The following is a 22895-nucleotide window of genomic DNA, read 5'->3' on the forward strand; positions in this document are numbered from 1 at the left end:
TGTGCCCAATGGTGAAGTCATACCATCTAACGCCCATCTGATGATCTAAGGCAGGCGTCATATCACGCAATTTTAGACATTTCATCAAAGCGCCTTTTACGACGATAAGGGTAAACATCTAGAACCTGCCCTTGGCTTAAGCGTGATTGCATGACTTGCCAATATTCTGCATCGAATAAATTCCCATGAAGTTCAGTAAACAATTGACGCATGGCGATATCGCTGAATAAAAAAACCGGGAACTCTTCTGGAAAAACATCGTGCGGGCCTACCGAATACCAAGGCTCGCTCGCCATTTCATCTTCAGGGAAGCGCGGAGGGGGAATTTTTCTAAAGTTCATATCAGTGAGATAACTGATTTCATCATAATCATAAAAGACAACTCGGCCATGGCGTGTTACACCAAAGTTCTTAAGCAACATATCGCCAGGAAAGATGTTAGCCGCCGCCATTTGTTTAATGGCATTGCCATAATCATTGATGACTGCTCGGGACTCCTCTTCATCTGCAGAATCCAAGTATAGGTTCAAGGGCGTCATTCGCCGTTCGGTCCAGACATGCCGAATAATGACAAAGTCCTCAACAACCGAAACACAAGAAGGGGCCACTTCCAGTAATTCACGCAAGCATTCGGGCTCAAACTTCTCAACAGGAAAGCGAAAGTTGGAAAACTCTTGGGTATCGGCCATGCGGCCAACGCGATCATGCCGTTTCACTAGTCGATACTTTTCTTCGACCGTTTCTTTATTGACCTCTTTTGGCGGCGCAAAATGATCTTTAATCATTTTAAAGACGACATTAAACCCAGGTAGCGTAATCACACTCATGACCATACCGCGGATACCCGGAGCCATGATGAAACGATCTTCTGTATCGGCTAGATGATTTAATAAATCCCGATAAAATTCCGTTTTGCCATGCTTATAAAAACCAATTGAAGCATAAAGTTCAGCCAAACGTTTGCCCGGCATCAACTCATGCAAAAAATCCACGAACTCAGCCGGAACGGGCACATCCACCATAAAGTACGAGCGGGTAAATGAGAAAATAATCGAGACTTCATCTTCTTCAGTAATCAGGGTATCCACATAAATACCCCCCCCCTCTCGATGAAGAAGCGGAAGCACGAAGGGGAAGACTTCCGTATCGGTCATCAGACGCCCAACTAAATAAGCCCCTTTATTGCGATAGAACACTGACTCTAATAATTCAATACAAATATGAGGATTATAAAACAAATGATCCGGCAATTGCGTGTGTAAGTAATGCACGATATACGCTAGATCTCGGTTGAGATCCTCATAAGGCACATCAAAAGCATAATCCTGTAAGATTCGGCCCATCATTCCTGGCAAATCCAGGCCGTGCTGGCGAGAGAGCGGATGGTATCGTCGAGTTAAATTGATACGTGATACCCGGCGAGGCTGGCAGCGTGTGGAGTGTACAAACATCCCGGCATCGGCAATACCATCATGGCCAAAAACATGACAATAAATCGAATTAAACCAAGTTTCGGCCAACTCATCATCCAAGCGATGTTCAATCGCTGCAATATAAGCACTTTTCACTAAAGGCCAGTGGTTAACATCCTGTAAATAGCAAGGGGCGACCTGAGCATGAAGTGCGGCCACGACTTGAGCGACTTTGATCTCATACAAATCAATACGATCAGCAGAAGCTTGCTGAGCCGCTTGCCAGCGAGCCTGCTCAAAACGTTCCTGGGCATCCTCCGTAATTTGCCTGAAACGAAATCGATAATCATCAAAACCATTGAGGATCAACTGAGCAATTTGCTGCACAGGGGAGCGCAATTCTGCGCGGGGATTGGACATCACCTTAAACCTCTCTCTCGTGCATGAACTCAATCGCAAGCACATCCGTTACAAGAGCAGCTTAGTGTGATTTTTGCGCCGCAGCACTACAACTTTAACCTTAGATCACGCGTGTATAGTACATCAGGCGCAATGATCAAAGGTTAATGCAGAGTTGCCAAAGTGGCTGACCACTTAAATGATATTTACGCTCAAAAGGCGTTAAAGGGGATGCCGCCAATTGTGTTTCAGGCAGACGAGAGAGCTCAACAGGCGAATGCCCCATGAACTCAAGAACCAGAGCCATTTCTTCAAGGTATAACAGCCAATTGCTACGGCTTTCCAAGCGCCCGCCTAAAGTCAGCATCGAGGGAAAAACAGGATGCCCATGCCAACGCAGTTTCACTTGAGAGGCCTTGGGATAAGGATTGGGATACAACACATACTGACGCTCAGGCTGCCAACCCGCTTGCTCAGCCAAACGCCAGAAGTCGACCAAGTCTGCACGTACCAGCAGTGCATTCTCAGGTAAAGTGCCTAACCGTCGTGATAAGCGATCTTCTGAACGGTCAACGCCTATCACTAAGTGCTCAGGAAATTGCAGCGCCAGCTGACGTGTACTCACACCAACACCACAGCCCGCATCGAGGATCAGAGGCGCTTGCGGCCTCTGCTGACGCCACTGGCTTGCATGCTCAAAAGCGGCCTGATTAAAAGCCGCAATCGGTTTGCGAAAAGGGTGCTGCTGATGACGCTTCACAATATCCAGCAAGCGCTCATGAGGCCCCTGCTGATTGCTCTGAATCGAGCGAGAATCACCGACAACTGAAGAACGATCCATACCTTATGACTGCGCCTGACTGGTCAACCACTGTGACAACGAATCAGCTAATCGTTTCAAGCCAGGATCCAGTACCGACTCAACACCTTCTAGCTGGGGCAAATCTCCGCCCAGTACCAGCTGATGCCCTGCAGACACCTGAACCTGGCGACGATCATCAATGTATTGCGTTTGAATTTGAGCCTTGAAATCAGCGAAAGATTGCATCATCCGACTCCGGAACATATTGATCGATTTCGGCGGTTTTTCTTGACCTGATAGCGGCGATGCGTTGTCTTTTTCTGCCGATCCCTCCACGGACTGATCATCCTGGAGGTCAGTTTGTGAATCATTGCTTTCCGGCGGCGCCCCTACTGTGGCTTGAGCTACCACTGTAGCTTGAGCCACCACTTTAGGCTGAGGCTGAGGATGAATCACTTGAGCCCCTTCAGGCGGTGTCATACCATCCCCCGCCCGGGGAGACCAAAGATAATAAGCTAATAGGCCTTCTCGAGGCTGAACGGCTGCTTGCCCCTGCAAAACAGTGACATCTTCACGATCGTTTTCAGCCCGCACCAGTAAATGCGCACGATCAATACTCACAATCACGCGAGGCGTCATCATCTGATAAGTCTGATGCGGTGTCGGGGCATCCAACAACACGGCGCCTTTTTGAACCTCCATCGCCTGTGCCGAACGTAGAACAACCACACTACCCGCAGCCACAATAGCCCTTTGATCCTGGTGATGAATCCGAGCACGACTGTTATCGGAGACATGAACTTGATCACCCGCACAGAGATTTCTTGGCAAATGAGTCGGGACTTTAGGGAAAGGGCTATCTGACAGCTGAACACGCACTTGACCATCGACACTATCAAGCACCGCCACAGGGGACTCACATTCTGACAGTTTTGACTCCGGCGCAGCTTGAACCACTGCAAAGGGCATAACGATAAGTGCCAGCAGATGCGCCACAGCAACCAGTCGAGGGCCCGTAAATAAAGCAGTATCAGAGGAAGAAAGCTTCACCACATGCGCAACTTGAGGGCTCGAATCTGCATAAAGGCGTCTCAATTTATGTTGAACTCCAAGTTGGAGACTGGCCAAAAAAGACACTACACATTCAAGCATGGGACCTTCCATCAGTCACAAATCAATACGCACAATATATCGAGCGAGCCTTTGCACAAAAGGTTGTCGAACCGAGACAGTCAGCAACATAACGAGGAGATTAAGCTAGAACATTGTAGCCTAGCGACGCCCCTTAGCGATGTACATTGGCGCACAGTATAACCACATGCTTGGAACAGGGGCAGAGGTGAGTGACTTTTTCCTGACACAGACCGAAAAAACATCGCCTACTGAGGTAACAATTCAATTCATGATAACGGCCAGCTATCGCCGTGACGGGCCCATCAGAATATCTCATATCCATTCCAATGATCAGCCATCATTCAGTAAGCGTAGGGGATCCACATGAATAGGATATCGGCATGAATGGAAAACCAACACTAAAAAGCCTCTCATTAAAGTATTAAGTGAGAGACTCAAATAGCTCAACAAACTGTTGGGTCAGCTTATGTTTCGGCACCAAGTCGATCAAAGGCCGGCATACTTGATGAGATTCCCGCATTTTCACTGAGCTACTTAACGCCACGGGCAATACGGGGTGCCCCTCTGCGCGCAAAGCTTCAATCAGCTCACGCGGTAAGCGGGCCTGTGCTTGAAACTGGTTCACAACGATGCCTTCGACTTCTAGATCACGATTATGATCAGCCCTTAACTCATCAATCGAAGTTGTCAGATTCAAAAGTGCCTGACGAGAAAAAGCATCACAGTCAAAAGGAATCAAGCAGCGATAGGCTGCAATCAGTGCGGAGCGAGAAAAGAAATTTAAGGCGGGCGGCGTATCAATCCAAATAGAAGGAAAAGTGTCCTCCAAAACTTCAAGCATCTCTTTTAATTTATAAATTTTATAGCGTGATTCCAGCTTGGATTCCAAACTCTCCAGATCCGGATGAGCAGGCAGTACATAGAGATTCTCAAAAGGGGTCTTATGCACTAGATCGAGGGGGGACTGCCGACCATTACTCAGTGACAACGTTTGCTCAAAGAAATCCCACAGCGTAGGGCTCAGCGCACCAACCGGCTGCCCCAACAAGTAATGGCTGCTATTCCCCTGAGGGTCAAGATCAACCACCAACGTGGGCGTTCCTTTAGCTGCCGCAATTGCCGCCAAATTACATGTGATACTCGATTTTCCAACGCCACCTTTTTGATTGAACACCACCCGACGCATAGCCATCTCCCTTATGAGCACGAAGCGTAAATGCTGCACTGCAAGATCCAGTCTAAGCGATCCCAGGAACAAAGCTCAACATATCTTCAACCAAGCCTGAGCGTTAAAGCGATCTGACGTTCAGAGCCCAATGACACAACACACGGGCTCTGAACCCCATCCCCCTCAACAGATGATTAGAACGTCAGAGCAGCACTCACAGACACACTGCTTTGATCATCATCTGCAAACCAATAATGATAAGCCGCATTCAGTCGAACGCCAGATGACAGGTTCACAAAGTAACCCAGTTGACCTCTAACCGACTCATCTTCCATTTTATAGCCCCCAAAAGTCAGGGTATCCGCTTGGCCTCCATAGCTTTGCTGGCTAAAGCTAACGTCTGTCGCTTCACGCTGTAATGGCTTGAGCCATGCAATATCGGCAATCACGCCATGCTGCCCTGACTGGCGAAATCCAAGCCCCACTTCACCTAGCCACGCTTCATTATCGAAATCTTCATAATCAAGGCTGGTCGACGTGAGCTGATCCTCTTTGAACCCATCAACACGACTCTTGAGATACTTAACGCCCACATAAGGCATCAATCGATCACCTTGGTCTGACACCAAGTTCATTTTGATTCTTAATGCCGCCCCTAAGCTTTCGGCATCGGTTGAGCCTGTTTCAGTGCGACGACTCACACCCAACGCCAAACGTCTCGCGCTATCAACATCTTGCTGACCATAATTCAACTGACCTTCAAGCGCGAAGATAGACCAACGGTATTGCCCGCCAAGATGCAGAGTTTGTCCTTCAATATCATAATCAGATCCCGAGTTTTTCAGATCAAGATCCGCATTCTGATGAGACAGGGCCGCCGTCAAAGTGACAGTATCTGAGTATTGATATAGTGCCCCGATCATCAAATGATCATCATCGCTCTCAGCTCGGGCATTTGCATATCCATCACCGGTATTGACGGTTTGCTTGGCGCCTCGGGCAAAAAGCTGCCAATCTCCAGTCGATAGAGAGCGTCCCATCTCAAGCTCATCATAGAGCGCCCCTTGATCATGGCTCAGGATTTGCTGATTGAAGTAAGTCAACAAAGAAAGCTCATCGCTGGCAGTGAAGAAAGAGTAAGCTTGATCCGCTAACACTTGCTGCGCTCGAGCAGTGGGGTGGACACCATCATAGAAAAGGAGTTGATCTGGGTCTGCCGTCGCTTGAGTCACCCCAAAGTCCGTCGACGTCTGGCAACTGCCATCGCGACCATCAAAACAGACATTGCCCAGTTGCTCACCGGCCGAGAACATATCGGGTGTCGCAAAGCCAAATCGAGCGGGATCGGCTTTCACTTCATCAAACAAACGATTCGTATCCAGGCGTAAAATCTGTAGCCGGGGATTCAACGTCGCCAACCCCTGGCCTAAAGCCGCATTAAACACCTGCACTAAGGGCTTAGCGGCCGCTAAGGCAGGAGATCCCGCAGCAGCGGGGGTCTGGCTGACATCTGGCAGATCTGAGACAACTAATGTCTCAGCACCGGCATCAGCAAGCGCTTTAGCGCCCAGCACTAGACGGCCTGCCGATTCTTGGGCGGAGTTCACACCAGTAATGACCCCATTAAAGAAATCGTTGCCACCACCATTCAAATAATAAAGTGCATCGGGGTCAGCCTTTGGTGAAGAGACCAAATAACCATCACGCTGTCTTAAAATCGTACCGTCTGGCGCAGCCACCACAGAACCACCAGGCTCACGAATAGACCTTAATATCTGAGCAGTGGTATAGCCGCCAGTGGCATAGTCGGTCCCATCCTCCAACCCCACCGCTTGCCGAACAGGCGAAGTCGAAGGAAATAAATCACCGAGCCCTAGCTGCCGCGCCAAACGCTGGGTCGCGACTTCCGCATAAGGTCCAGAGAAGTCCGCTCCCGTTCGGTTAGTAAAACGCTTTCCGCTTAGAAAGTTCGGATCGGAACGATCAGTCCCATCAGGAAATTGGCCGGCATCACTCAAACTATCTCCAAAAACAATTAAATGAGAAAAGTCCGCAGACTGAGCTTGCCAAGAGCAGCTCAATAACAGGCCGACGACCAGTGGTTTCAGAGGCAATGACATAGTGACTCCTGTCGCACTTATTGTTGTTTAGATCTTCACTATAGGATGATTTTGACCGAAACCGGCATCCCTCCTTGGGATGATTTAGGGGCAAAGCCATTGAAGGCATCCCTCCAATCACACCACATCTCGGATCTGTTACGACTTCACTCACTCCGGGTAACACCCCCTTTCGGCTCGAGTAAAACCGCTCGCAAGAGCGATAGGCAATCGTTCTCAAGCATTGAATAGTGAATAACACCCAAGTTGCTTTCCCAGTGAATATTGCCAATGACAAAGGATTCACTCATGGCTCAAACATTAAGCCCAAGGTTGATCAACCCAACGCCATCAGCGCACAATCCCCCCCTGCTGATCAAGGACCTATTAACGTCAGGCGTGCGAATGGCAGGCGAGAATCCCATTGTTTATCGCGACCTATGCCAACATAGCTATGCCACGTTTCAACAGCGTGTTCATCAATTAGCTCATATGTTGAGTCAGCAGGGCGTCAAAGCAGGCGATGTCGTTGCTGTACTGGACTGGGACAGTCATCGTTACTTGGAGTGCTTTTTTGCGATTCCGATGCTCGGCGCCATTTTGCATACAGTCAATGTTCGGCTATCGCCGGAACAGATTCACTACACCATGGCGCATGCAGAAGACCAGTACTTACTCGTCCATGATGATTTTTTACCCTTGATAAGCCAGTTAATTGGACGCCTACCCGATATCAAAAGCGTCATACTCTGTACCGACCAGGGATTCTGCACCGACCCGATGATAAGCCGGAATTCCGATTCAGCCTTTTCACCACCACAGGCTTTGGCTCATGTATGGCGCGGAGAATATGAAACGTTACTCAGTGAACAGTCGACCCACTATGAGTTTGCTGAATTTGATGAAAATGCCATCGCCACGCTGTTCTACACCACCGGCACCACCGGCAACCCTAAAGGCGTTTGCTTCAGCCACCGCCAACTCGTACTCCACACCTTAACGGAAGCCTCAACACTCCAACAGAAAGGCATGGAAATGCTGGACCGGGACAAGGTCTACATGCCGATCACACCGATGTTTCACGTGCATGCCTGGGGCATCCCCTACACCGCGACGCTATTGGGCTGCAAGCAGGTTTACCCAGGGCGCTATGAGCCCGAAACACTGGTCGAATTGCTGGTTACGGAGCAAGTCGATTTTTCTCACTGTGTGCCCACACTCCTGAATATGGTGTTGGAACACCCTCGTGTCAGCGGCGACGGAGAAACGGTTGATCTCTCGAATTGGAAAGTCCTCATCGGGGGGTCTGCTTTACCCCAAGGGCTGGCACGAAAAGCACATTCACTGGGGATTGATGTTCGAAGCGCCTACGGCATGTCTGAAACCTGCCCACTGCTCACAGCCGCTATTCTGCCCGCGCATATTGAACAGGCCACATTTGAAGAACAGCTGCCCTGGCGTTGTCGCACGGGCCTCGCCGTACCCTTGGTCAACCTTGAAATACTGGACGTCGATGGCCAACCGCTCCCCCATGATGACGAAAGCATCGGTGAAGTCTGTGTGCGGGCGCCCTGGTTGACACAAACCTATTTTAAAGAAGAGGCCCGTAGCGAAGCACTCTGGGAAGGGGGCTGGCTGCATACAGGAGATGTCGGCACGCTTGATGAAACCGGTGTGCTCCAGGTGCGGGATCGTATGAAAGATGTCATTAAGACCGGCGGTGAGTGGGTTTCATCGCTCGAACTGGAGAACCTCATCAGCCTGCACCCGGGCGTTGCCGAAGTCGCCGTCATCGGCATCCCCGATCCGCAATGGGGAGAGCGTCCTGTTGCACTCGTTATGGCGGCAGAAGCTCAATCACCCGTCAGCGCTTCCAGTTTACGTCAACATTTAAAACAATTTGTCGATGAAGGTCGACTGACCAAATGGGCACTCCCCAATCAATACCAAATTGTTACTGAAATACCCAAAACAAGTGTCGGTAAATTAGATAAAAAACGTATCCGCGCCTTGATTAACGAATCTGGATTGAATGAGGAAAATTTTCTATCTAGCCGCTAAATTATCTTAATATCATACGTTTGATTGATATCTATGCGCATCAGCAAGCGCCATGATAGATCGGTAAAATGGCAAGTCGATAGACTCTGGCGATGATTCCCTCTTTTGACGGATGTCCAGCCCGAAAAGGATTTGCCATAGTTGAAAAGGATGGCGTTAACGTAAGATGTCAGAACAGCCAAACAAGTGACTCATTGAGCAGTCTCGGACCCTGTTCACATCGCGCGACTGATCGCCAATAGTCAACAGATAACAATAACTTGAGGTGGACCATGGAGCAGAATACACGGTTGAAGCACTTGCCGCCCTTGAGCGCGCTAGCCCTCGCGATAGCGACAATGCCTTATGCTCAAGCTGCCGAATTCAGTGCCGGCGGTTTTGATGTGCGCATCGACTCCAGCGCCTCCATCGGCGCCAGCTGGCGTGTGGAAGAGCGTAATGATGATTATGTTGCAGCAGGCACGCTGAACGCCTCAGGCCATTCAGTGAAAGGGGGACCTGCTGCGCTGGGAGGAGATCAAACCTATCCGGGCCAACAAACCAATAACACGGATGATGGTAACCAAAACTTTGATAAGGGTGACTTAACCTCACTGATTTTTAAAGGTAGCCATGATTTCAACATCACCCACCGGTCCTACCCCAACATGGGAGCTAAAGTCGGGTTCCGCTACTGGTATGACGGAGCGCTAGATGGCCTTGATGGCCCTACCGATGGCGGCCAAGCCAACCACTGGCGTGATACCGATAGTTTTGATGATGCCAAAAGCGGCATTGAAGTGATGGATGCCTACTTGTGGAGCGATATTGATATTGGCGGGCGCTTGGGCCAAGTCAAAGTAGGTCGACATGTACTGAACTGGGGGGAGAGTACATTTATTCAGGGTGGCCTGAATGTAATCAACCCCGTTGACGTCTCTGCGCTACGTAAGCCCGGGGCAGAATTAAAAGAAGGCCTGCTCCCTGTAGGCTTGGTCTCGGGTTCACTCTCATTAGATGAAGCCGGCAACTGGAACTTAGGTGCTTTCTATCAATTTGAACGTGCCGAAGTCCGACCCGATGCTTGCGGCACCTACTTCTCGAACAATGACTTTGTGTCAGATGGCTGTGGGCCGGTCTATTTCACCGGTTCAACTTATCCCGAAAACCTCAACGGATTCACCTTCTCAGGCACGCCTTATGAGTACCTCGCCACGGCTGACCGAGCAGGCACAAAGCATGCCTCAAGCACCGGGTCTTTTGGGGTCAATCTCAAGTGGTATGCCGAAGCACTTAATGGCACTGAGTTTGGGCTCTATTATTTGAACTATCATAGCCGCCTGCCCTATATCGGTGGTTATATTGGTGAAAACTCTACCAATGGCGCTGCTGCTGCAGGCTTGTTAGCCAACAACCCCACAGGGTTTAGTCGTGAAGAACAATCACGTTACCGGGTCAACTACCCCGAAAACATTGACCTGTTCGGCTTCACCTTCAGCACACTGCTACCCACCGGAACGGCTTGGTCAGGCGAATTCAGTTATCGCCCCAATATGCCGATTCAGGTCAACGCCAACGATATCCTGGTCCGCGGCGCACCCACAGCGCTCTTTACTCAACAAGCCGCTGCCGCAGTAGGGGCTCAGCTGGTGCAGGCAGGTCTGACGCCCGGTAGTGCCGCTTACAACCAACAACTCGCTGCTGGCGTTGCGAATGCCACCGCGAACATGGGCTCTCGTCCGCTACCCAGCGATGTGGCTGCATTAGAATCAGGCCGTTGGGATAAAGGCTATCGCGAGTTCCCGGTCAGCCAATTGCAGATGACCTTCATCCATGACTTCAACCAAACCTTGGGCGCCGACAACCTGCGTCTAATTGGAGAAGTCGGCATGACCTATGTAGACGACCTGCCGGACATTTCCGAAATGCGCTTTGGGCGCTCCTCGATTTACGGTTCCTATGGGGGCAGCAACGACGGTTATGTCACCGACTTTTCTTGGGGCTATCGATTGGTTGGCCAGCTGGAATACAACAATGCGCTGATTGGCGGGCTGACGCTAAAACCGACCTTATCCTGGAGTCATGACGTAGAAGGTTACGGGCCTGAGCCCGGTAGTCAGTTCTATGAAGGCCGCCAGATCATTGGTTTTGCCATGAACGCAGAATATCTCAACACTTATACGGCCAGCTTAAGTTACACCGACTACCTGGATACCGACTACTGGGATCTAGATGATCGCGACTTTATATCACTGAGCCTGGGCATGAATTACTAACCTCCGCACTTGATTCAATATACGCCCATATATTCAGGCCCGGAACGATCAACCGGGCTACGGGATGCAGACAAAGGATGACGACATGAACCGACATCGATTCCAACGCCACCTACTGGCTTCTTCACTGCTCGCGCTCGGGCTCATGGGAAGCGCGGCCCATGCGGCGGTTCCTGCCGATGAAGCGGCCAAATTAGGTCAAAGCTTGACCCCGATGGGGGCAGAAAAAGCGGGCAATGCTGACGGCACTATTCCGGCCTGGAATGGCGGCCTGACAGAAGGACAAGGCGACTTCAAAACGGGCTATCACAACCCTTTTGCTGATGAAAAACCATTATTTGTGATCACGGCTGAGAATCTTGAGCAGTACAAGGACAAGCTTTCTCCAGGACAACTGGCGCTATTCAAAAAATATCCTGATAGCTTCAAGATGCCAGTTTACCCTTCACACCGCACCGCTGCTTATCCGCAACAGGTGTATGACACCGCCAAAGCCAATGCCACGACAGCTGAACTCGAAGATGGCGGCAATGGGGTCACTCATTTTAAAGATTACACGCCCTTTCCGATCCCCAAAACAGGGGTAGAACTGGTCTGGAACCACTCAACACGTTACCGGGGCAACTCTGCAGAGCGAGAAGTCACGCTAGCGACACCACTGGCTGACGGTACCTATACACCTGTCACCATGGAGGAGCAATTCAAGTTTGTGGCTGACCCGGAAGAGAACTCGTTGTTTTACTTCTTGCAATCAGTCACAGCGCCTTCACGCTTGGCAGGGACAGTGCTACTTGTACAAGAAACCATGAACCAAGTAAAAGAACCGCGCCGTGCCTGGATTTATAACGCCGGTCAACGTCGTGTGCGTCGTGCCCCCCAAGTCGCCTATGATGGCCCAGGTACCGCAGCCGATGGCCAGCGCACCTCCGACGGCCTGGACTTATTCAATGGTTCGCCGGATCGCTATAACTGGAAGCTCATAGGTAAGCGGGAGATGTACATCCCCTATAACAGCTATGCACTGCTGGATACCCATAAATCACTTGATGACATCATCAAACCCGGACACCTGAACTCAGACCTGACTCGTTATGAGCTGCATCGTGTGTGGGTTGTAGAAGGGACATTGAAAGAAGGTCAGCGCCATATTTATGCTAAACGCGTCATGTACTTCGATGAAGATACCTATCAGTTGGCCGCTGTAGACCACTATGATGGCCGAGGCAACCTCTGGCGTGTCGCAGAAGGCCATATGGCTCAATTCTACGATGTGAAAATTCCTTGGTATGCGGCAGAAACCATTTATGATTTGGTCAATGGTCGCTACATCGTATCGGGCCTCATTGTCGACACGAAAGGCTATAACTTCGACTTTGATGCAGGCAAAGCGCACTATACTCCAGCCGCCTTACGCCGTATGGGAAGCCGTTAATACCGCCACCTTAAACCGTTGCCAACATAGCACTCAGTTGCAAAGCGCTCGGTATTTCATATCGAGCGCTTTTTCATGAAAAGCAAGAGACATACAGTTGCGCTTAAAAAGAGAATCGCTAAGATGCAGCCTTTCTAAGCCTATCTTATCTGAACCCGATAGTGCTCCTTGGCGACCGACGATTAATGGCCCCTAATGACAATACCAACCTCCCCTTCAAAGGGTATCACCCGCCAGCAATTACGCCGCTGGATCAGCTTTACTGGTACTGGGGTTCTCTCCGTGGGCGTCCATTTTGCTTTAATGGCAGGGCTGATTCGACTAGGCGTAGACCCCATCATTGCCACCGCCTCAGGCGCTTTCGCTGGCGCACTGGTGAATTACGTTCTGCACTATCACGTCACCTTTCAAGCCAGCGCCGGACATACCCGTAATTTACCGATTTTTGCCATTACGGCACTGGCAGGCTGGACGCTCAATAATCTAATGTTTGCAGGCCTGCATCATCAGCTGGCATTAGCCGTCATTCCCGCTCAGGGCATCACCTCGATCACGATTGCGCTGATGAATTATGGCCTATACAAATGGGTCGTCTTTCGCTAACCCACCGCAAAAAAACGACCCAGGCCACGACAAAACATCAGGCATGAACACGATCATCCTGTGCATAAATGGCAGTGTGCACCCGACCTTGTTCATCCCGCCAGGCACGATACATCCCCGGTGTATTGAAGACCAACTCAGGCTGGCCCGAGGCACTCACGGCAATCACACCGCCCATTCCCCCCATGGGCTTTAATTCCTCAAAGACCACCTCGTCACAGGCTTGTTTTAAATGACGACCCGCATGACGAATGCGAGCCGCAATATCATGGGCCACAGCCGTTCGAATAAAATATTCGCCATGGCCAGTTGCTGAAATCGCCGCATCTCGATCATCAGCCCAAGTACCGGCGCCAATCAACGGGGTGTCGCCAACGCGAGAATAACGTTTATTCGTGATCCCTCCGGTCGATGTCGCCGCCGCAACATGCCCTTTTGCATCACGAGCCACGGCACCTACTGTGCCAAACTTTTGTCCTGGCTTTAAAGAAGAGGTGGTCATTTCTTTTTGCCCTGGCTCTAACGTCGCTGCAGCCCCCGCCTCACGATTTTGAGCCCATTGATCACGGCGCAATGAGGTATCAAACCAATCATTTGCAACCTGTGGCAATGCTTGATCAGCCAAAAATTCATCAGCACCCGCACCCGCGAGCATGACATGTTCACTATGCTGCATGACCGCCCGAGCGCCTCGTATCGGGTTACGAATAAAGTGGGCCCCTGCAATCGCACCAGCATCACGATCAGCCCCTGACATAATCGCGGCATCAAGTTCATGGTGGCCGCTATCAGTAAAAACAGCCCCTTTCCCGGCGTTGAACCAAGGGCATTCCTCTAACGCGATAACACTGGCTTCGACGGCATCCAGACTGCTACCGCCACGATCTAGGATAACCAGGCCCGCAGCTAAAGCATCGGCAAGGGCCTGATGAACTTCATCCTCTTTCTCTGGACTCAAAAGACCTGGAGTCAGTACGCCCGCCCCACCGTGAATCGCAATTGCAACGGCCGATTTACTCATCCTGCTGTTACTCCATGGTTAATAATCTGGTTCAAAAACTGCTGGGTTCGAGGTGACTCTGGCTGACTGAAAAACTGCTCAGGTGGCGCCTGTTCTACGATTTCCCCCTGATCCATAAACACCACGCGATCGGCCACTTTGCGTGCAAACCCCATTTCATGGGTCACACATAGCATCGTCATGCCTTCGGCAGCGAGATCCACCATGACCTCCAGTACCTCAGCAATCATTTCTGGGTCTAGTGCCGAGGTAGGCTCGTCAAACAACATGATTTTGGGTCGCATACACAGCGCGCGAGCAATGGCAATACGTTGCTGTTGCCCACCGGATAACTGGCCTGGGTATTTATTGGCATGCTCACGCATCTTGACGCGCTCAAGAAGCTTCAAGGCATATGCCATCGCTTCAGATTCTGCAATGCCTAGGTTAGCGGTCTGTGGCAAAGTGCAATTTTTCAGCACACTCAGGTGGGGAAAGAGATTGAAGTGCTGGAAACACATCCCCACTTCACGACGAATTTGTCTTAGGCGTTTAGGGTGATCATCCAGTAATTGGCCGAGTACCACGATATCGCCTTCCTGGTGTTGCTCCAGCTGATTGACACAGCGAATCAGTGTGGATTTACCCGAACCGGAAGGTCCGCAAATGACAATCCGCTCGCCCGTTTTCACTTCCAGAGATACGTTTTTCAGCGCATGGAAGTGGCCATACCATTTATTCAAAGCGTCGATGCGCACCGCTACTGGCGCATCTGCGTCGACAGAACGCGGTTCATTCACAGTATTCATCAGCGGCTCTTTTCCAGTTGTTTTTCAAGGTGACGCGCATAACGCGACAGCGCAAAGCAGATGACAAAGAAGAACATGGCCAGGAACAAATACACCTCATGCTCAAGACCAATCCACTCCGGGGCCGAGGTTGTACTCATCGCAATCCCGACGACATCCAGTACACCCACAACGACCACGAGTGTCGTTTCTTTAAACAAACCAATAAATTGAGTCAGCAAAGGGGGAATGGTGTTACGTAACACTTGCGGCAGAATGATCACGCTCATGGTTTTCCAATAAGAGAATCCCAGTGCTTTAGCCGCCTCGTATTGACCTTTGGCCATACCTTGGAGCCCACCGCGGATAGTTTCGGCCATATACGCTGCCGTAAACATCACCAGCACAATCAACACTCGAGCGAGAATATCGATGGTCACGCCTTCAGGGAGAAACAACTGCACCATCAACGACGCCATAAATAACAACGTAATCACGGGCACTGAACGGACCAATTCGATATACAACACACACAGCAGCTTGATAGCAGGCTTTTTGGAGCGTCGACCGAGCGCCAACAAAATGCCCATAGGCAAGGCAAACAGCATCCCAATAACGCCGAGAAAGACAGTCACCAGAATCCCAGCAAACTGAGTTGACGATACCGAGGACAGCCCTAGACCGCCTTTGAGCAACCACCACATCACGAAGGGTAAGAGCATCATGTAACCCAGAACCCAGCGTCGATCGATGCGTTTGAAATACAGCAGCGGGATAATGGCACCGGCCAGCACAAACGCTAAATTGACGCGCCAGGTTTCGGTATCGGGATAAAAGCCATAAACAAACAGGTCGATCCGGTTCACGACCGGCAACCAACAGGCCCCACCCCCCACACAATCTGCTTTGCTACTACCGACAAAAGTGGCTGAAAAAATTAGCCAGTCCAACACCTTAGGCACACTCCAAAGCAACAATCCTAGAGTGGCCAACGTCAGTATACTTTGCAGCAAATTAGGGAAAAGCTGCTTGTGCACCCAACGCAAGGCGGGGTGAGGACGACGGGAAGCAGATAAAGACGACATCCCTAGCTCCTTAATATGAAGGCGCGCTTTAATGCGTGCGTAAGCCAATACGATGGTTATAGAAATTCATCAGCAATGAAGTCACTAGGCTGAACACACAATAAGTCGCCATCACCAGCGCAATACATTCAATCGCCTGACCGGTTTGATTCAAGGTGGTCCCACCTGTTGCCGAAACCAGTTCCATATAACCGACGACGACCCCAAGCGAAGAGTTTTTGATGATATTCAGATAAGTACTGGTCACCTGCGGAATCATCGGATAAATAGCCTGGGGGACAATCAACTGAAACATGGTTCGCGTTTCACTAAACCCCAGTGCCCGCGAAGCTTCATACTGACCACGCGGTACCGATTGAATCGCCCCTCGGACAATCTCGGCAATATAGCTGGCGCTATAAAAAGATAAGGCCATCCACAATGCCATCAGCTCTGGGGTTAACGTGATTCCGCCCCGAAAACCAAATCCTTTCGCCTCTGGCAATTCCCACTGCCACTGGGCATCACTCACGGCATACACCAGCAACGGCAGCAAGACAGCTCCGACTAACAGCGCCGGCCAAAGTGGTGGACCGAACCCTTTCCAGGGCAAGCGGGTCCGATAACGCGACATCAACCAGCCACCCAAAATAATGCCCAGTAAGCTCCACAGCAGCGCCCAACCGACAAGGCCGCCTTGAGATGCCCATGGCACGGTCAGCCCACGATTACTCAGAAAACCAACACCGAACACATCGATGGCATCACGGACTCGGGGCATCGCCAACATCAGGCCATACCACCAAATCAAGTGGACGATTAAAGGCACATTACGCAAAAACTCCACCGCCAAGTAACTCATGCGGTTTAAAAGCCAATTATCAGATACCCTTAAAACACCCAGTATCACGCCCAATAATGTCGCCAAAGCAATGCTCAGAACGGACACCAACAAGGTGTTCAGTAATCCCACCCAGTAAGCCCGCAGATAAGTATCATCGGGGGTGTAATCAATCAGGCTGAAGCTAATCGCATAGCCGGCTCTTTGATCCAGGAAATCAAACCCCGAGGCAATGCCCAAAGCACTGAGGTTGGCACTGGCGTTTTGAATCAACCAATAAAACAGCGCAGCAACTAACGCCAGCACAAGGGCTTGCTGCAAGACACTAGACCAGCGCACTGAAGTCAGAGGGGAAGTCCTCATAAAGCGTTACTCAAAGTCGAACGACAAGAAGCAAGGCACTTCCGGAATCACTCAAACCGGAAGGCCTCAGTAAACTTGATGAATCAATTAACGAATGAGTCAATCCGCGAATGAGTCAGCGCGATTAACGAATCGGTGCGGGGTAAAGAAGACCCTGATCGTTCCAAAGGCGGTTTAAACCCCGTTCAAAGCGCAACGGTGTATTCGGCCCGACATTGCGGTTAAAGATCTCTTCGTAGTTGCCTACTTGAGAGATTGCTTGATAGGCCCAGTCGTTGCTCAAGCCAAATCGCTCACCGATGCGCCCGTCAGTTCCCAGTAACCGCGCGATATTGGCATTATCCGTTTTCGCCTTCATCTGCTCAGCATTGTCTGAGGTCACCCCCAGCTCTTCGGCTGTCATCAGCGCAAACGCCGTCCAAGTCACAATATCGCGCCAGCGGGCATCACCTTGTGGTACATAAGCCCCCAAGGGTTCTTTAGAAATTGTTTCAGGTAACAGTGTAAAAGCCTGAGGATCTTCGAATTGAGTGCGGCGTGAAGCCAAGCCACTCATATCATTGGTGATCGCATCACAACGACCATGCTGAAAGGCGTTATAAAGCTCCGTACTTTTTTCAATCACAACCGTACGATAAGAGAGCCCACGACGACTGAAATAGTCTTCCAAGTTCTGTTCTGAGGTCGTGCCAGGCGATAGACAGAACACAGCACCATCGAGTTCTTCGATAGAGGAGACACCAAAATCCGCATGTGTCATCACACCTTGGCCGTCATAAAACCAGGGCGTTGTAAAATCAGCCCCTAGATTAGCATCACGCGAGGCGGTCCAAGTGGTTGCACGAGAAAGCACATCAATTTCGCCGGAAGCCAACGCAGTAAACCGGTTTTTAGCCGTTGTCACTACAAACTCAACTTTTTGAGCATCTCCCAGTACCGCTGCGGCCACACCTCGGCATAAGTCCACATCCATCCCCGACCACTGGCCATCATCATTCACATAGGAGAACCCCGCTTTGTCACTACTGACACCACAGCGCAACATATCGCGAGATTGAACTGCTGCCAGTACGCTACCTTCAGTCGTTGCCGCTTGAGCCGAAAAGCTGCTCATTGCGCCTGTCAACACACAAGCAACCAGCATCATTTTATTATGTTTACGCATTTCGATCTGTCCTGTTCGTCATGGTTTCATTATTGGAATTGGATGCACATGATTAAGCACACGCTGCGCCACTGACGCATGGCGGTGTTATGGCTCTACCTTAAGGAGGCAAGCCGTTAGGCACCACTTTTGATTGATCCTATAATCGGCATCACCCATCCAATATTCGAATAACCTTATTTATCAGCTCGTTTAAAAACCGGCACAATGCATCGGTCTATAACCAATATCGGCTTATCAAAACAAGGGCTCACTATGGATATCCGCTGGTATGCAGACTTTCTAGCATTAGCTGAGACAGGCAAGTTCACGGCAGCGGCCCGACTAAGAGGGTGCTCCCAATCCACGTTAAGTCGACGGATTAAATTACTGGAAGATCATCTAGGCACTCATTTGCTGGATCGACGAGGCACTCCCATCAGACTGACCGCCGCAGGAGAATCCTTACGCCCAACGGCGGCCGAGTTGGTTCGGCTTTCACAAGAATGTGAGCAAAGTGTCAAAGTAGTCGATCGCCCGCTCACTTTTGCCTCTTTGCATACCCTGGCCTGCAACTTCTTTCCCGATTGGATCTCACAGTATTCGACACTGGATCAACCGCTGTTTACTCGCATTGATACCGGCCATAAAAGCACTGAAAACTACTATATGTCGCTTATGTCAGGGCGGAGTGATTTCATCTTGTTCTATCGTGACGAGGAGTCTGAACGCTACTTTGTGCGCGACGATTTTGAAGTCATGACATTAGGGCAGGATGAGCTTTACTGGGTCGGCACCCCGGCATTAGCTGGATGGTGCCAACATACTCAAGAGCCTATTCCATGGCTCACCTATGCCCGGTCAGCTCAACTGCATGAAATGTCTCGCGAACAGGTCAGCCGCCACCCGGAAGCGCATCGTTTAAAACGTGTTTTTGAAGCCACAGTATCAGAAGCTTTAAAACCAATGGTCGCACGTGGGCATGGTATCGCCTGCATGCCTCACAGCATGATTGCACCATTGATTGAAAGCGGTCAGTTGGTACGCCTTTATCCTGAGATGCCGGCGCAGCATCTAGATATCATTCTCGTACGCTGGTTAGGCAACCCTAAATCAGCCACACATGATTTCTGGCAACACCTTCAATCGTTCTCTTGAGCGTTGAAACGCTAGAAAACGAGCTCAACATGACCTCCCCCCATATAAGCTCTAGCAAACTCGATTAAAGTCTAAGATGGAAGGCTTGACAGCCCCCATTAAAACAATCGTTTAATAGCAGCCAAGATCAATTCACTTCAAGGCCTGATGCGGCATCGAAAAAATAGGCCAATGACATCAGCCAATCACATCAATAGGCGAGTGAATTCAGACATATGCCTGAAGAAACCGCTCCAAGACCCCATTCATCGCCGCTGTTGCCGATGAAACTATACCGTCCACCGCCGCCTGTTGGGGCAGTGGTCAGATCGCGTTTGCTCGAATTAATGGACCAAGCGACGCAACAACGTCTCACCCTTCTTCAAGCCCCCGCAGGGAGTGGCAAAACTGTTTTGCTATCCCAGTGGTGCAACCAACGAGAGAGCGCCCAACCGCATCATCCTGAGACAAGTCAGCGCCATCACGCAGCAGGAAGTAGCCACGCCGTCATCGCTTGGCAAGCTGTAGATGAGCGAGATAATGATCTCAACCGTTTTCTAACGTATCTCGTGGCCGCCTTTCAGAAAGCCTGCCGAGCAACCGGTCAAGGGGAGATTGGGCTAGATGCCCAAGAGCAACTACAAGCGCATCAAGCTCATCAACCTTTATCATTTGAACTGGTGCTATCCCCTTTGCTGGACGAGCTGGCACAGTTGCGTGGCCCCGTTTATTGGGTACTGGATGATGCTCATGAACTCACCCATAAAGCCGTTCTTAAATGCTTAAGCTTTCTACTCGAAGCGTTGCCTCCGAATGTACACCTGCTATGGGCAACACGAACACACCTTAATATTGGTTTAGCCCGTTGGCGAGCGCAGGGGACCTTAACGCTACTTGATGCCGATCAACTCGCCCTGACGGCGACAGAGATCGGCGCTGTCGCCCAGGCGTTACAATTACCTTTAGATAGCGCAGCGTGCCGCCACCTTCATCAACTGACGGCGGGATGGGCCATTGGTGTCCGCCTATTGGCGCTGGCCTGCGAATCCCAGCCTGAACGCGTCTGGCAGCAAAATGGCCGTCATCCCTTCGTGGCTGATTTTCTCGGCACTGAAGTTCTCACCCCCCTGACCGAGCAGCAGCGCCTCTTACTCAAAACAGCCGCTTACCTAGAACACTTTAATGCCCCATTACTCGACCACCTTCACCAAACAAGCAACAGCGCGAAGGCACTACAGTCGCTTGTTGAGCAAGGTCTATTTCTGATTCCCCAAGACCCTTCACAGCAATGGTTTCGGCTACACCCCCTGTTTCGTGATCTGCTGGCTCAGGAAACCGACACTGAGGCACAAGAAATTCACCAAAGGTCCAGCCAATGGTTTGCACAAAAAGGATATTGGGTCCAAGCGATTGATCATGCGTTGCAGGCCCAACAACCCCATCAGGCCGCAGCATGGATTGAACAACTCGGTCATGGTTTATTAGAAACCCTGGATGCCGCCCCTTTACTCCGCTGGAAAGCAGAACTTCCTGATGAAGTCATTCAGAGCACTCCACGCCTCACCTTAATTTATGCCTGGGGGCTCACCTGGACAGGCCAATTAGACGCCGCCGAACGACTGATACAGGCCAATATGGCCTTATCTGGTCCCCCTCAAGGTCCACGAACAATTGACCAGACAGAAGCCTTATTGGTCATGGCCTGGGTTGAACAGGGGCGAGGCCATTTAATCAAAGCTCGTGAAGCAGCACTGCAACTCTATCCGTTGATCCCCTCAGAGCAGCCCGCTCTGCAGGTGCAAGCCCTCACGCTGATCACTCAGTCCTATCTCACTCAACACAACCTCAAAGCCGCCCGCGGTTATAATCGTGAGGCTCAAGCCATTGCTCAACGCCAGCAAAACTCGCGGCTAGAACAACAAGCTTTATTTGATTTAGCCCGCATAGAACTTGGCAAAGGCCATCTCAACCGCTGTCACCAAGTGATTGATCAGGCGCTGGAACTCAGTTCACAGAAAACAACATCAATAGGACGCCTATTAATGCTCAAGGCGATGGTCAACTTATCGCAGGGGCACTTTGAACGTATTGAACAAGATCTTGTGCCTGGCATGGCCATTGCGCGTGAGACTAGAGATCTCCACCTGCTCAGTGGCTTAATCATTGACTCTATGCGCCGACGCGAAGAAGGCCATTTAGAAGCCGCGTTTGAAGCTTTGGCTGAAGCTGAGCGGCTCATGCATATTTGGGATGTACCTCAGATCTACTATCTGAGTTGGCTCACCGCGCTGAAGGCTCGCTTATGGCTGGATCAACATAAAACCGATCTCGCTTTAAGCTGGCTGGCGCAATTACAACAACTATTCGAACGTCATTCAGATAGGCAACCCATCGCACTTTTACCGCAGCAGCGCCACTATGTGGAACTCTTTTTGTGTCGCGCTTTGCTCGCTGCCGACGAGACACCGACCGCCATTAAACGTCTGGAGCAGCTGTGTGAACAAGGTAAGGAATACCCGACTTCGATCCTGTATGCACAAGTATTACTGACACAGGCCTATCACCGGATAGGACGTCTGGACGCCGCCGACCAGACGCTCAAGCAAGCCTTAAGAGCAGCCGCCTCCGAGTCGGCTCAGCTTCCTTTTATCAGCGCTGATCACTCAATCCTAACGCGACTCCACCTCGTTCCGGATACTCACCCCAGCCACGCATTTGCTCAAACATTGATCAGCCAGTACCTCACCCTGCAAGGTCATATACAGCGCTTTGACCCGTCTACCCCGGCGACCCCCCTCTCTAGTCGCGAACATTGTGTGCTTGAACTGGTCGCTGAAGGGCTATCCAATCAAGAAATTGGCGAAAGACTCTTCATTTCGCTACACACCGTCAAAACTCATTTACGTAATATTCTGCAAAAATTAGATGTGCGCTCTCGAACCCAAGCCGTTTCACGTGCACGCGCCCTTCAATGGCTTTAACGGCAAGGGGTAAAAGCTTCGACGCGAAGACGAGGTTGAGCTCAACGGAAGATAAAGCACTGACATCTTAGCCAACGTCTGCATCAACGTCATCAGCGGCATTGCTCGCGATGAGATTCATGGATTTTTGAGATGAATCACACCAACATTGATCGGGTGCGCTACATAGCCATAGGGCGAGAGTCAGTGCTAAGATAGCGGTCATTTTTCGG

At 50.6% G+C, this 22895-nt stretch carries 16 protein-coding genes; 6 read left to right on the top strand and 10 right to left on the bottom strand.

Features of this window, described 5'->3' with window-relative positions:
* Positions 1–62: 62 nt before the first annotated feature.
* The 5 genes from aceK to BFW38_RS14120 form a co-directional block, all read right to left on the bottom strand.
* Complete coding sequence (gene aceK, locus BFW38_RS14100; protein ID WP_068999477.1) at positions 63–1832, bottom strand: bifunctional isocitrate dehydrogenase kinase/phosphatase; 1770 nt, start codon at positions 1830–1832, stop codon at positions 63–65.
* A gap of 136 nt (positions 1833–1968) precedes the next feature.
* Positions 1969–2652: a tRNA (guanine(46)-N(7))-methyltransferase TrmB gene (trmB, locus tag BFW38_RS14105; RefSeq protein WP_068999478.1), complete on the bottom strand. Its 684-nt coding sequence runs from the start codon at positions 2650–2652 to the stop codon at positions 1969–1971.
* A gap of 3 nt (positions 2653–2655) precedes the next feature.
* A complete protein-coding gene (locus tag BFW38_RS14110) occupies positions 2656–3765 on the bottom strand; it encodes a FecR family protein (RefSeq protein ID WP_139116638.1) in 1110 nt (369 codons plus the stop codon).
* Positions 3766–4168: 403 nt separating this feature from the next.
* Positions 4169–4933, bottom strand: a complete 765-nt coding sequence (locus BFW38_RS14115) for a ParA family protein (protein WP_068999480.1) — start codon at positions 4931–4933, stop codon at positions 4169–4171.
* Between the two features lie 176 nt (positions 4934–5109).
* Positions 5110–7035 carry an autotransporter domain-containing protein gene (locus BFW38_RS14120; protein WP_068999481.1) on the bottom strand — a complete coding sequence of 642 codons (1926 nt, stop codon included), beginning with the start codon at positions 7033–7035 and terminating at the stop codon, positions 5110–5112.
* 288 nt (positions 7036–7323) lie between these two features.
* Between BFW38_RS14120 and BFW38_RS14125 the strand changes: the two genes are divergently transcribed.
* From BFW38_RS14125 to BFW38_RS14140, 4 genes are all read left to right on the top strand, one after another.
* Complete coding sequence (locus BFW38_RS14125; protein WP_068999482.1) at positions 7324–9075, top strand: fatty acid--CoA ligase; 1752 nt, start codon at positions 7324–7326, stop codon at positions 9073–9075.
* Between the two features lie 272 nt (positions 9076–9347).
* Positions 9348–11330 (top strand): DUF1302 domain-containing protein, encoded by a 1983-nt coding sequence (locus BFW38_RS14130; protein WP_068999483.1) that lies wholly within the window; start codon positions 9348–9350, stop codon positions 11328–11330.
* A gap of 85 nt (positions 11331–11415) precedes the next feature.
* On the top strand, positions 11416–12762 hold the full coding sequence (locus BFW38_RS14135; RefSeq protein ID WP_068999484.1) for a DUF1329 domain-containing protein: 1347 nt from the start codon (positions 11416–11418) through the stop codon (positions 12760–12762).
* A 195-nt stretch (positions 12763–12957) separates the two neighbouring features.
* Positions 12958–13365, top strand: coding sequence for a GtrA family protein (locus tag BFW38_RS14140; RefSeq protein ID WP_068999485.1), 408 nt, complete (start codon positions 12958–12960; stop codon positions 13363–13365).
* Positions 13366–13402: 37 nt separating this feature from the next.
* Here the strand turns inward: BFW38_RS14140 and BFW38_RS14145 are convergent, their stop codons facing one another.
* The 5 genes from BFW38_RS14145 to BFW38_RS14165 all read right to left on the bottom strand — a co-directional run bounded on the left by BFW38_RS14145 (position 13403) and on the right by BFW38_RS14165 (position 18586).
* The gene (locus BFW38_RS14145; protein WP_068999486.1) at positions 13403–14386 is read right to left on the bottom strand and encodes an isoaspartyl peptidase/L-asparaginase family protein; all 984 of its coding nucleotides are present in this window, start codon (positions 14384–14386) and stop codon (positions 13403–13405) included.
* Positions 14383–15174: an amino acid ABC transporter ATP-binding protein gene (locus BFW38_RS14150; protein ID WP_084004674.1), complete on the bottom strand. Its 792-nt coding sequence runs from the start codon at positions 15172–15174 to the stop codon at positions 14383–14385. Before BFW38_RS14150 ends, BFW38_RS14145 begins: the two co-directional genes overlap by 4 nt.
* Complete coding sequence (locus BFW38_RS14155; protein ID WP_068999487.1) at positions 15174–16238, bottom strand: amino acid ABC transporter permease; 1065 nt, start codon at positions 16236–16238, stop codon at positions 15174–15176. Before BFW38_RS14155 ends, BFW38_RS14150 begins: the two co-directional genes overlap by 1 nt.
* Positions 16239–16266: 28 nt before the next feature.
* Positions 16267–17421, bottom strand: a complete 1155-nt coding sequence (locus tag BFW38_RS14160) for an amino acid ABC transporter permease (RefSeq protein WP_068999488.1) — start codon at positions 17419–17421, stop codon at positions 16267–16269.
* A 124-nt stretch (positions 17422–17545) separates the two neighbouring features.
* On the bottom strand, positions 17546–18586 hold the full coding sequence (locus BFW38_RS14165; RefSeq protein ID WP_068999489.1) for an amino acid ABC transporter substrate-binding protein: 1041 nt from the start codon (positions 18584–18586) through the stop codon (positions 17546–17548).
* Positions 18587–18841: 255 nt separating this feature from the next.
* Between BFW38_RS14165 and BFW38_RS14170 the strand changes: the two genes are divergently transcribed.
* Positions 18842–19723: a LysR family transcriptional regulator gene (locus BFW38_RS14170; protein WP_068999490.1), complete on the top strand. Its 882-nt coding sequence runs from the start codon at positions 18842–18844 to the stop codon at positions 19721–19723.
* 215 nt (positions 19724–19938) lie between these two features.
* Complete coding sequence (locus BFW38_RS14175) at positions 19939–22683, top strand: LuxR C-terminal-related transcriptional regulator (RefSeq protein WP_068999491.1); 2745 nt, start codon at positions 19939–19941, stop codon at positions 22681–22683.
* The last annotated feature ends 212 nt before the right edge of the window (positions 22684–22895 follow it).

The sequence above is a fragment of the Terasakiispira papahanaumokuakeensis genome (genome assembly GCF_001709345.1).
GTDB classification, from domain to species: Bacteria; Pseudomonadota; Gammaproteobacteria; order Pseudomonadales; family Halomonadaceae; genus Terasakiispira; species Terasakiispira papahanaumokuakeensis.